Source organism: bacterium (assembly GCA_040757115.1).
GTDB lineage: Bacteria > UBA9089 > CG2-30-40-21 > CG2-30-40-21 > SBAY01 > JBFLXS01.
Genome location: JBFLYA010000117.1, coordinates 1 through 12,402, shown reverse-complemented (window position 1 = coordinate 12,402; position 12,402 = coordinate 1). Strand labels below are relative to the sequence as shown.

The following is a 12,402-nucleotide window of genomic DNA, read 5'->3' as shown; positions in this document are numbered from 1 at the left end:
TACAATCTCACCATCAGAGAAACTAACATATCTCATTTTTATCAACCCTATCTTCCTTATCCAAAATAATAATCTTTTTTTTATTACCCCTTATATCTTCTTTTTTATGTCTGAATTGAAGGTTCAAGTAAAAAAATACTTGCAATTAATCTTAATTTAAGGTATAATATAAAAATATGTAAGCGTTCAGCATTCAGTTTTTGAAAGATGGCTAAATGCTGACAATTGATGGCTGACCGCTGAATGCTTACCTTTCAGGGGGTTAATAATGATGTTAAAAAATATCATAAGATTAGTTATTGCTATTTATTTAGGTGGGGACTTTTATACTTATGCGGCGGATAAGTTAGAATTAGATGAGTTAACTATAACTCTACCAACGACAACTGTTTCAAGCACATCCTCTCTTCCTTCTACTTCATCTACGCTGTCTTTTGAGGACATTTTTAATCAAACTTCAGAAGGTATCTTGACGCCAGCTCTTAAAGAGATAGTCCCGCCTACTTCTATTAAAGATTTAACGGTTGTCCATAAAAGACAGGATTCTATTTCCTTAACCTGGACTACTCCAGGAGGAAGTGTGACGACCTATGATATTCGCTATTCCCTTGTTCCAATTACAGATGAGAATTGGGATGATACTATCCAGGTAGAAAAAGAGCCAAAACCAGGGAGTTCAGGAACCCTTGAGCGATGGACGATAGGAAATTTATCTCCTCAAACTACCTACTACTTTGCGATTAAAACCTCAGATGAAGCATCAAATTGGTCTCCATTATCCAAAATAGCAAACTGCACAACCTTTAAATTAGAAGATACGGATATTCCTCAGACAATAAAATTTATAGTTGGCTGTGAATATGCGATGAGTAAAACTAAATTTACAGATATATTTCCGCTTATTGGATTAAAAACACATAATAGATTGAATGAAAGATTGAGTTTATTAACCAATTTCCAATTATCCAGTACCATTGCGGCTTCTCAATCATCATCAAGCGAATTAGTTCAAAAATCCCTCGAGTATAGTCTGGGTTTTTTATTTGAATTGTATAGATTTTCTGTTTTTAATAAAAACTCACTTAATAATGAGCGTCATAGCGTAAGTCTTGGATTATTACTGCGAGCCGGGGGTGTAAATGTAGATGATTCTATAACCAATATTTTCGTCAGGACTTTTTATGGAATTAGATTCTTAAATATTGGGCATAAACTTAATGGAGCATACTTAGATATTGGCATGGGCAGAAGTGAAAATTTTAGCGATAAGGAAGAACAACGGTTAAAAATCGAAGGATTCTTACCTATTTATAAGACAAAATTCAAAAATACTATTTTTGTCTCCTGGTTTTGTGACTCGGATGGATTAGGAGACAAAAAAGATGAACTAAAGTTTATTATTGGGTCTCTAATAGACCTTATATAGAAAGACAAAGTGTATATTAAAAATGGATGAAAACATCAAGATATTGCATGAAAGAATTAATAAAGAAAGTGCATTTGTGGATGAAATTTTGAGTGAGATAGGCAAGATAATTGTTGGACAGAGGTCTATTTTAGAAAGGTTACTGATTGGACTTCTGGCTAATGGACATATTTTATTAGAGGGAGTTCCAGGATTAGCCAAGACATTGGCGATTAAAACATTATCTGCGACTATTCAAACTAAATTTCAACGACTACAATTTACCCCAGACCTTTTACCCGCAGATTTAATCGGGACAATGATTTATGAACAAAAAACTGGGGAATTCAAGGTTAAAAAAGGTCCTATCTTTGCTAACCTGATTTTAGCCGATGAGATAAATCGTGCCCCGGCTAAAGTCCAGAGTGCACTCCTTGAGGCAATGCAAGAAAAACAAGTAACCATTGGCGAAGCCTCCTATCCTTTAGAAGAGCCATTTTTGGTCCTAGCCACTCAAAACCCGATTGAGCAGGAAGGAACTTATCCTTTACCAGAAGCCCAACTGGATAGGTTTATGTTAAAACTAAAAATTGACTACCCAAATAAAAACGAGGAATTAGAGATAATGCGTCGAATGACGAGAAAAGAACATCCTCAAATACAACCAGTTATCTCACCAGCAAGTATTATAAAAGCACGAGAAGTAGTTAAAGATGTCTATATGGATGAAAAGATAGAACAATATATCTTAGATATCGTCTTTGCTACCCGTTATCCAGAAAGATATGATTTAGATGACTTAAAACCTTTAATTGAATGGGGTGCTTCGCCAAGGGCATCTATTTATCTGTCATTAACCGCTAAGGCACATGCCTTTTTACGAAGACGAGGTTATGTTATTCCAGAAGATGTTCGAGCAATGGCAATGGAAGTTTTACGACATAGAATTATTATTTCCTACGAGGCAGAGGCAGAAGAAATGACTACGGAAGATATTGTCAGAAAGATTTTAAATAAAATTGAAGTGCCGTAAAAAGTAAGCTACCTGTTTAGCGTGGTCAGAGAGCACAAATGAATGGTACTGACTTAGTGCGAACCTACTTCAAACATAACAAGTTGTGTAATACAAAATCAAAAATTAAATATTAAAATGCAAAATGACATATCAAATATCAAAAATCTTGACTTCGTGTTTAATTTATTGCCTTACAAGTATACAGGTTTGCAAAAACTTTCTTGAAAGGATTCAAGGGGTCAAGGGATCCAGGGGTCGAGTGAACACCTTATTTTTCACCTCCCTTGAATCCTTGCCCCCTCGAAATCCTTGATCCCTTTTTAGAGCAAAATATTTGCAAACTCAATTTATTTGGGTATATTTTTGCATTTTGCTTTGTCCTTTTGATTTTTACATTTTGATATTTGCATTAAACTCCTTGTGGAATATTTCGCACCGGTATCCTATTGTTTAACAAAGAGTTACTTCTCAAATCAACGCAATTTGGAACACGCTAAACACATACAAAGTAAGTGAGCAGTGTAGAAGTCTATCTTCACTGACTTCGGAATGCCTACAAACTATCAATAAGTTTTAATGGATTAATTTTATAAAGCCAGTTTTCCTTGATAATAATTGCCCCTTGTGGGCAAAATTCCTGACAGCAAAAACAACGAATGCATTTCATAGAGTCGATAATTACTCTTTTTTTCTCTACCTTTATAACTTTTGCCGGACAGAAGTCAACGCAGGTATGACAAAGATTACATCTAAAAGTATCTATAACAGGTTTAGGGATAAGATGTTGTTTTAAAGGTGTGCGGAGTTTTTTAGGAATATACACCCCCCATACTGTATCTTCTGTTAATTCTGGTGGTAGTTGAAAATTCTTAATTTTAAATTGGTTCAAATTTTTGCTAACAACATTTATTTCATCAAGCGAAGTTTTTCCAATATTCTTTTCCTTTGCTACCCGAATAGTGTATATCTGCTGGCTATTAATGTTAAGGAGATGACAAATAACCGTATCAATTGCCAGACAATCAATACCACTGATAATTAGTCCAATATTTCGTAGTGTTCCATTGCTGGGTCCATTACCTTCCATACCAACAATTCCATCGACAATCGTCAAACCAGGTTGAATAAGGGTATATAATTCAACCAGCATTGTGGCAAAAAAATCGCGGTTAATACCCGCTCTCAAATGCCATTGTATCCGCTCATGTTTGGAAAGACATCCGTATAGATTTTTTACCCCTAATGTGAGTATCATATGGCCATGAGTTTTTAGTTTAGGCAAGTTAATGACCAAATCTGCATCGAGTACTTCTTTGGCAATATTGAATTCTTTGAAAGTATAATCTTTTGGGGATTGTGTGGAAAGGTATTGGCTAAAATCAGACAAAAAAACACCTTCATTCTTAATAAATTCGTTCAGACCCGATTTTTGTATCACCTTTGTCAGACTATGAATTCCTGGATTATCGCCGATTAAAGGAATACCACCATATTCAATAACCAAATCCACAACTGCCTTGATAATCGTTGGATGGGTATTAACCGCTTTTTCGGGTGGTTTATCAGATAAAAGGTTAGGTTTTATCAACACCCGCATTCCTTTTTTGACAAACCTGCCCATCCCACCAATAAGGTCAATACTGTTCCTAACAGCTCTGGCGACCTCTTCAAACTGATATTCAGCACATTTAACAATGGAAACTTCTGACATAGCCAATCTATACCTAACCCCACTTTGGCAAAAAATAAGAGAGGGCAGGAAAAAACTTAAAATTTAAAACTAAAAATGCAAAACTCGTTTATAGTTTATGGTTTATAGTTTATAGTTTATGGTTTATAGTTTATAGTTTATGGTTTATAGTTTATGGTTTATAGTTTATGGTTTATAGTTTATAGTTTATGGTTTATAGTTTATGGTTTATAGTTTATAGTTTATGGTTTATAGTTTATAGTGTATAGTTTATAGTCCTTCAACTATCAACTATCTACTATCAACGCTTTTTTAGTTTTAAGTTGTAGTTTTGAGTTTTGCGTTTTGAGATTTGAGTTATAGTTACATATTTTTATCTATACCTGAACGGTTACAATTTATTTTACCCTCTTGTAGCGTATATTGATTTCCACATCTATCACATTCAGCAATTTGTTCGATAAAATTCAGTTTTTCGCCACATTGGCACATCCACCCAACCTGTCTGGCAGGATTACCAATGACTAATGAATACGGTAAGACATCCTTCGTGACCACTGCTCCTGCACCGATGAAGGCATAATTGCCTATCGTCACTCCACAAACAATAGTGGCATTAGCACCGATAGTTGCTCCTTTTTTAATTAATGTATTGCGGTATTCGTTCTTGCGAGAGATATGACTTCGTGGGGTGATAACATTGGTAAATACCATTGAAGGCCCACAAAAAACATCATCTTCTAAAGTAACTCCAGTATAAACTGAGACATTATTTTGAATCTTTACGCCGTTACCAATAACTACATCTGGACTTATAACTACATTCTGGCCAATATTACAATTCTGCCCAATCTTTGCCTTTGCCATAATATGAGAATAATGCCAGATTTTAGTTCCATCACCAATCTCAGAGGGAGTATCAATGATAGCCGTCGGATGGGCAAAATATTTTTGTGCTTTTGCTGGTTCTTCAATATTTACCACCAGACCATTATTTTCTAATGAGAATTGAGAAGCTTGTAAAATCCTTAAAACCCGAACACCGTTATTTCCATCTGTTCTTGGAGTTTGCCTCGTGTTGATACAATCTAAAAAATGCCGGCATTCTTCTTGTAAAGGTTCTTTCATTTCAAAATCGACCTTTTCGGCATTTTCTTTCTTTGGAATTGGCACGCGGTCAATCCAATCAATTTTATGAGGATAAAGAAGTAGTTTATCTTCGGCTAAAACATCATCGAATACCGCCATTTTCTTATCGCCAATAACAATAAGTTTTTGTTCCTTGTAGGGATGAAGCCAGGAGACAAAGATATGTGCCCGGACACCACTTTTAAAGTTCAGGTGAGTTACCGTAATATCAGCAATTTGAGAATGTAAATAATTTCCACCCAGAGCACAAACCCTATCTGGTATTTCACCTAATAAAAGCAAGATAACCGCAATATCGTGTGGTGCAAAACTCCACAGGATATTTTCCTCCCGTCTTATTTTCCCAAGATTTAACCGACTTGAATAAATATAATTAATCTTGCCTAACTCTCCTTTATCAACCAGCTCTTTTAGTTTCAAGATTGCTGGATGATATTCTAATAAATGCCCAACCATCAATATCCTTTTATTTTCCTGGGCGATGGTAGTTAATTCTATTCCCTGTTCTGCCGTTAAGGCTAATGGTTTTTCACAAAATACATCTTTACCTGCAGATAAAGTCTCCATGGTTAATTGATAATGTAATTCTGCCGGTGCAGAGATAACTATAGCATCAATCTCTTTATTGCTTAAAACTTCGGCAAATGCCATAGTTTTATTTACAAGTGGATAATCCTTTCCCAGTTGTTTTAATCTACCTTCATCAGCATCACAAATAGTATGAAGTGCCCCCAGTTGTGCAAAATTGCGGATAAGATTTTTCCCCCAATATCCCCCTCCAATTACCGCGATATTACTCATTCTTTCTAAACCTCCTGAATAACTATGGAGTACATTGACCCTGTCAATGCCTGCAGCGTCACGGACACTGCACTCAGATTATCATATCACAAAATATCAAAGATTGCAAGCGTTTTTTTACAAGAAGGAGAAATACTGAACTTTATACTTTTTTCTTGACTTTTTTAATCTCTTTTTGTATACTTTATATCCCAAAAGGAGGGTGATTAAATATGATATTATCTAAACGAGCCTCTAATCTCTCGCCATCGATTACATTAGCCATAAGTGCTAAGGCTAAACAGATGCAAGCAGATGGAATTGATGTCATTGGCTTTGGGGCTGGTGAGCCTGATTTCGATACCCCAGAACTAATTAAAGAGGCAGGAATTACCGCCATCAAATCCGGTTTTACGAAATATACGCAAGATTCCGGGATAATAGAGTTAAAGAAAGCGGTCTGTGAAAAGTTTAAAAAAGATAATAACCTGATTTATGAGCCATCTCAAATCCTGATTTCAAGTGGGGCAAAACATTCACTCTTTAACGCTATATTTGTGCTTGCTGATGAGGGAGATGAGGTTATCATCCCGGCTCCTTACTGGGTAAGTTATGAAGAGCAGGTGAAAATGGCAGGTGCGACACCAACTATTGTTCAGACCAATGATGACTTTAAATTAACTCCAGAATTATTTGAAAAGGCGATAACACCTCAAACTAAACTACTTATTCTTAATTCCCCCTGTAATCCAACCGGGGCAGTCTATGAAAAGGATGAATTAGAGGCTCTGGCGGAGATAGCTGTAGAAAATGGAATTTACATTATCTCCGATGAAATTTATGAGTATCTAATCTATGATGGTCAAAGGCATTTTAGCATTGCCAGTTTAAATCCAGCGGTCAAGGAGTTAACCATTACCATTAATGGTGTCTCAAAGGCGTATTCGATGACTGGCTGGCGAATTGGTTATGCCGCCGGGACTAAAGAGATTATCCTGGCGATGTCAAATGTTCAATCACATTCTACCTCTAATCCAACATCTATTTCCCAAAAAGCCGCTTTAGCCGCATTACAGGGACCTCAAGAATGTATTGCCGAGATGGTGGCACAATTTGATAAAAGACGCAAGTTTATTGTCCAACGGCTAAATGGGATTAAAGGATTTACCTGTAAAACCCCAAAGGGCGCATTTTATGCCTTTCCTGATGTCTCCTGTATTTATGGGACAAAATTTAATGGAAAAATGATTAATAATTCCTTTGGCTTAACTGAGTTTTTATTAGATGAGGCACGGGTAGCGGTCGTCCCAGGAGATGCCTTTGGCGCACCAAATTACATCAGACTCTCCTACGCTACTTCTCTAAAAAATATTGAAAAAGGATTAGATAGAATAGAAAAGGCAATGGCTAAATTAGAATAAAGGAGGATGATAAAAAAATGAAGGTATTAGTTAGTGACCCGTTATCAAAGCAAGGATTAGAGATTTTAGAGAAAGCAGAATCCATTGAAGTAGATGTCAAGACAGGACTTAAACCAGAAGAATTAGTGGCGTGTATTGGTGATTACGATGGGATGATTGTGAGAAGTGAAACAAAGGTGACTAAAGAAGTCATCGAGGCAAGCAAAAAATTACAGGTCATTGGTCGAGCCGGGGTAGGTGTGGACAATATTGATGTTCCATCTGCCACGAAAAAAGGGATTATTGTAATGAATGCCCCAGGCGGCAATACGGTTTCTACCGCTGAACACACAATTGGGATGATTTTAGCCCTATCACGAAATATACCACAGGCAGATAAATCTATGAAAGAAGGGAAATGGGACCGCAAAAAATATATGGGTGTAGAATTATGCGGAAAAACATTAGGTGTTGTTGGACTGGGAAGAATTGGCTCCTATGTTGCTCAAATCGGATTAGCCTTCAATATGAAGGTTCTGGCTTATGACCCTTATATTTCACAGGAAAAGGCAAAACGAATGGGGGTAGAATTATCTGAACTGGACGAACTCTATCGCCGCTCAGATTATATTACCCTGCATGTACCTAAATCTGATGAGACGAAAAAGATGATTTCTAAAGCAGAAATTGATAAGATGAAGGATGGTGTGCGGATAATTAACTGCGCCAGAGGTGGATTAATTGACGAACAGGCACTTTATGAGGGGCTTAAGTTGGGTAAGGTTGCGGGTGCGGCTTTAGATGTCTATGAAACCGAACCGCCAGTGGATAGTCCGCTTCTGACATTCGATAACTGCGTTTTAGTGCCGCATCTTGGTGCCTCGACGATTGATGCACAGATAAATGTCGGCATAGAAATGGCTCAGCAGGTCGTAGATGCATTAACCAGTGGGGTAATTAGAAACGCCGTTAATATCCAGCAGGTCGCTCCAGAGGTATTCCAGGAAATCGCCCCATATTTAACTTTAGCCGAAAAAATAGGTTCTCTCCATACTCAATTGACCGTCGAGGGAATACAAGAAGTCGAAATAAAGATTTCAGGTGAAATTGCTGAGTATGAGGTTACGCCTTTTAAAGTTGCGGTGCTTAAAGGGATGCTGGCAACTATCCTTAAAGAGCCTGTCGTCAATTATGTCAATGCACCTTTTATCGCTAAAGAACGAGGGATAAATATTGTTGAAAACAAAGAGGCAAAAGAAGAAGATTTTGTCAACCTCATTACCGTGACGCTAAAAACAGATAAAAAGACATCTCAAATTGCCGGCAGTATCTTCCAAAAGAATGATGCCAGAATCGTAGCAATTGACGGTTTTAGAATCGATGCTATACCTCAAGGTAATATGCTTGTTATCTCAAATATTGATAAACCCGGGGTTCTGGGCAAAATCAGCACCATTCTGGGCAAAAATAACATCAATATTGCCGGACTACAAATGGGTAGAAAAACTATTGGTGGTAAACAATTAATCGTTTTAAATGTCGATGAGCCTATACCCCAAACAGTTTTACAAGAGATTAATGCTCAGGAAGAGATTTTAGAAACAACAGTGGTGAAATTATAGTGAGATATTTAGTCAGTTTTGATACCAACAAATTACCAATTATCAAAACAGACATTTTAATCATTGGTAGTGGTGCGGCGGGGCTCCGGGCGGCAATTGAAGCCGCTGATGAAGGTCAGGTGCTAATCATTACTAAGGATAAATTGAAACAGTGTAATACCGAGATTGCTCAAGGCGGTATCGCCGCAGTTTTAACTGAAAATGATACCTATGAAAGCCATTTACAGAATACCATAGAAGTAGGTGATGGGCTGTGTAATGAGGAAGCAGTTAGAGTATTAGTTGAAGAAGGTCCTCAACAAATACAGAATTTAATTGATTGGGGAGCAAATTTCGACTGCAAAGAAGGAAAACTACTATTTACCCAGGAAGCAGGACACTCTACCCGAAGAATAATCCATGCCAGAGGTGATGCCACTGGCACAGAACTTGAACGAATACTCCTCGCAAAGGTTCAACTCAAAAAAAATATCTCTATTTTAGAAAATACCTTTCTCATAGACTTACTAACCGAAGATAATATCTGTTACGGAGCAATTGTCCAGTCAAAAGGTAAGAAGAGAGAAATAATCTTTGCCAGTCAAACAATTCTGGCAACTGGTGGGGTTGGTCAGATTTATCGTGAGACAACTAATTCCATTATTGCCACTGGCGATGGGATGGCGGCGGCTTATCGTGCTGGTGCAAGTTTAATGGATATGGAGTTTATCCAATTTCATCCAACAACACTTTATATTGCCGGTGCGGCCAGGGCATTAATCTCAGAAGCCGTCCGGGGAGAAGGCGGAATATTAAAAAATAAATACGGCGAAAGATTTATGGCTAAATATCATCCCGCTTTAGAATTAGCCCCAAGGGATGTCGTCTCCAGAAGTGTCCTGACTGAATTGAAATTAACCAATGATACCCATGTATATTTAGATGTGACCCACTTAGATGATGAATTCCTGCAAAATAGGTTTCCAAATATAATGAAAACCTGCCATTCCTTCGACATTGATATAAAGAAAGACTTGATACCTGTTAGACCTACGGCTCATTATACCATTGGTGGGATTAAAACAGATTTAGAGGGCAAGACTAACATTGAAGGATTATATGCTTGCGGTGAGTGTGCCAACCCTGGTATCCATGGTGCAAATCGTTTAGCCAGCAATTCGCTTTTAGAATGTTTGGTTTTTGGATATAGAGCCGGGTGTTCAAAAAATAAGATAAAATCATTTCCACATATCTCTTATATCTTTGAAGGTAAATACCTGAAAGACTTAGATGTAGAAGATGTCCGCAATGCACTCAAAAGTTTAATGTGGCGAGATGTGGGTATTGAACGAGAAAAGGATAAACTCGTCGATGCAGGAAAAGAAATAGACTTTTGGTCTTCGTATGTTCTGGCTAAAGAATTTTCAACCTCGGATGGTTTTGAATTACAAAATATGTTAATCATCGGAAAACTTATTCAGAAAGCAGCACTTATGCGTGAAGAATCAAGGGGCGTTCATTACCGCCAGGATTTCCCTGCCAAAGATGATGCCCGATTCAAAAGGCATATTGAATTTAAAGGCTGAAGGCTGAAGGAAATTGGATTCAGCCTTCAGCCTTCTTCTTTATCTGGCTTTAATTATTAACCTGAGCAATAAAGGCGTGATGATGGTTGTTACTAATGAAATTAATATTAATGCCGAAAAGACTTCACTTCCTAACAACCCTATTTCTAAACCAATGGTAGAAACAACCAGGGCAAGTTCATTTCTGGGGATAAGTGCGGTGCCAATAATAAGGGAATCTTTAAAGTTAAACCTACCTATTTTTCCTCCAAGGAAACCACCGATAATTTGACTGACAATTAGTGCCACAAGAAGGATGCTGGCAAATATCCCTACATTCCCAATCCCTTTAAAATCAAACATCAGCCCCATATTCAAGAAGAAAAATGGGACAAAAAATCCATCGGCTATCCCTCTAACCTTATGAACGACAACCTCTGTTTTTAATCTTGGGATGATTGATATTCCTGCCCCAAACAAAAATGCACCTATTATCACACTCAACCCAAAGATATGCGTCAGGTATGCAAAGACAAAAAGCGTGCCAATAATAATTCCCAGCGTGGCTTCTTCAACAATCATCTTATCCGTTAATTTTGTAAGTAAAGGGAAAATGAATCTCCTCATTAGATAGACCACCGCGATAAAACCGACTAATTCGGTAATGGTTATTCCCATAGAAATATACCAGACCTTTTCTCTCTGGATAATTCCGGTAACTATCCCTAATGTGCCCATCGAGAGGAAATTATCTAAAACAGCGGCAAATAAAATAGTTGCTCCTACCATTGTCGCAATATATTTTACATCCATTAAGGTGCGAACACTTACGCCAATACTTGTCGAGGCTAACGCTGTCCCGAGTAATAACGCCACTTTTACCGAACTAAAAAAAATATAGCCAATAAAAAATCCAGCTAAAAAAGGAAACATCGCCCCGAAAATTGATACCGGGAAAATCCTTTTTATAGATACAGTAACCTTTTTGAAATCTACACGGGTGAACCCAATAGAAAATAACAAAAATACTGCCCCTATCTCACCTAAAAGTTTAATTATGGCTGCGGAAAAAGTCTTATCATTAAGAATAATTAGACCCAGAACAGGCCCCAGAATTATGCCTAAGGTGATTTCCCCAAAGATAGAAGGAAGTTTTATCCGCTCAAATAATTCACCTAAAATCTTGACTAATATCAGAATTAGCCCTACTTCAAGAAATATAGTCATTATTTCTCCTGAAAATAGGAAGTAGAAAGTAGAGAGTAGAAAGTAGAAAGTAAAGAAAACATCACTCCTCACGCCTATCTCCTTACTTCCTACCTTCTATCTCCTATCACTATTTTCATCTTCCTTTGTGAGCCGTAGGTTCATGCCCGGTTCTCCTGAAAATAGTTAATTAGAGATTAGAGAATTAGTGAATTAGAACCTGCACTCTTGCTAATCTCTAATCTCCAATCTCTAATCTCTATGCTCAATTTTCATCCTCGTTTGTGAACCGCAGGTTTATACCTGGTTTCTCCTGAAAATAGGTTATGGGACGCAGATTTTCGCAGATGAACAGGATTAAAATTAATTTTTTATTATTGTATTTCTATAGTTATTTCCTTATTGTTTCTTGATGTTTTGTTTTTCTTTAAAATCCTGTTAATCCTGTAAATCTGCGTCCTATTAATTTTCATCGTCCTCGTATAATATATATTGTTGGTCATTTTGAATGCCACAATCCTAATTCCTTATTAAAGCCCCCAAGATTGGGGGGTGGGGGTTGAAAATAAAATTAAAAAATTAATTATTAGT

8 protein-coding genes are annotated in these 12,402 nt (G+C 37.1%); 5 read left to right on the top strand and 3 right to left on the bottom strand.

What is annotated here, in order from left to right:
- The first annotated feature begins 268 nt into the window (after positions 1–268).
- Together AB1422_11240 and AB1422_11235 are read left to right on the top strand one after the other, a co-directional pair.
- On the top strand, positions 269–1,426 hold the full coding sequence (locus tag AB1422_11240) for a fibronectin type III domain-containing protein (protein ID MEW6619890.1): 1,158 nt from the start codon (positions 269–271) through the stop codon (positions 1,424–1,426).
- 22 nt (positions 1,427–1,448) lie between these two features.
- Positions 1,449–2,438: a MoxR family ATPase gene (locus AB1422_11235; GenBank protein MEW6619889.1), complete on the top strand. Its 990-nt coding sequence runs from the start codon at positions 1,449–1,451 to the stop codon at positions 2,436–2,438.
- 535 nt (positions 2,439–2,973) lie between these two features.
- Here the strand turns inward: AB1422_11235 and AB1422_11230 are convergent.
- Both AB1422_11230 and AB1422_11225 read right to left on the bottom strand, forming a co-directional pair.
- A complete protein-coding gene (locus AB1422_11230) occupies positions 2,974–4,131 on the bottom strand; it encodes a DUF362 domain-containing protein (GenBank protein ID MEW6619888.1) in 1,158 nt (385 codons plus the stop codon).
- 342 nt (positions 4,132–4,473) lie between these two features.
- The gene (locus AB1422_11225; protein ID MEW6619887.1) at positions 4,474–6,060 is read right to left on the bottom strand and encodes a Gfo/Idh/MocA family oxidoreductase; all 1,587 of its coding nucleotides are present in this window, start codon (positions 6,058–6,060) and stop codon (positions 4,474–4,476) included.
- Positions 6,061–6,272: 212 nt separating this feature from the next.
- On the opposite strand from AB1422_11225, the gene AB1422_11220 reads away from it, so the two are divergent.
- Genes AB1422_11220 through nadB form a run of 3 tightly spaced genes read left to right on the top strand, consistent with a single transcriptional unit; the run spans position 6,273 to position 10,626 of the window.
- Positions 6,273–7,460: a pyridoxal phosphate-dependent aminotransferase gene (locus AB1422_11220; GenBank protein MEW6619886.1), complete on the top strand. Its 1,188-nt coding sequence runs from the start codon at positions 6,273–6,275 to the stop codon at positions 7,458–7,460.
- 17 nt (positions 7,461–7,477) lie between these two features.
- Positions 7,478–9,061, top strand: a complete 1,584-nt coding sequence (serA, locus tag AB1422_11215; protein MEW6619885.1) for a phosphoglycerate dehydrogenase — start codon at positions 7,478–7,480, stop codon at positions 9,059–9,061.
- Entirely contained in the window at positions 9,061–10,626 is a 1,566-nt protein-coding gene (gene nadB / locus AB1422_11210; GenBank protein ID MEW6619884.1) for an L-aspartate oxidase, read from the top strand. The genes serA and nadB overlap by 1 nt, the downstream gene beginning before the upstream one ends.
- 39 nt (positions 10,627–10,665) lie before the next feature.
- Here the strand turns inward: nadB and AB1422_11205 are convergent, their stop codons facing one another.
- Positions 10,666–11,904 carry a cation:proton antiporter gene (locus AB1422_11205; GenBank protein ID MEW6619883.1) on the bottom strand — a complete coding sequence of 413 codons (1,239 nt, stop codon included), beginning with the start codon at positions 11,902–11,904 and terminating at the stop codon, positions 10,666–10,668.
- Between the last annotated feature and the right edge of the window lie 498 nt (positions 11,905–12,402).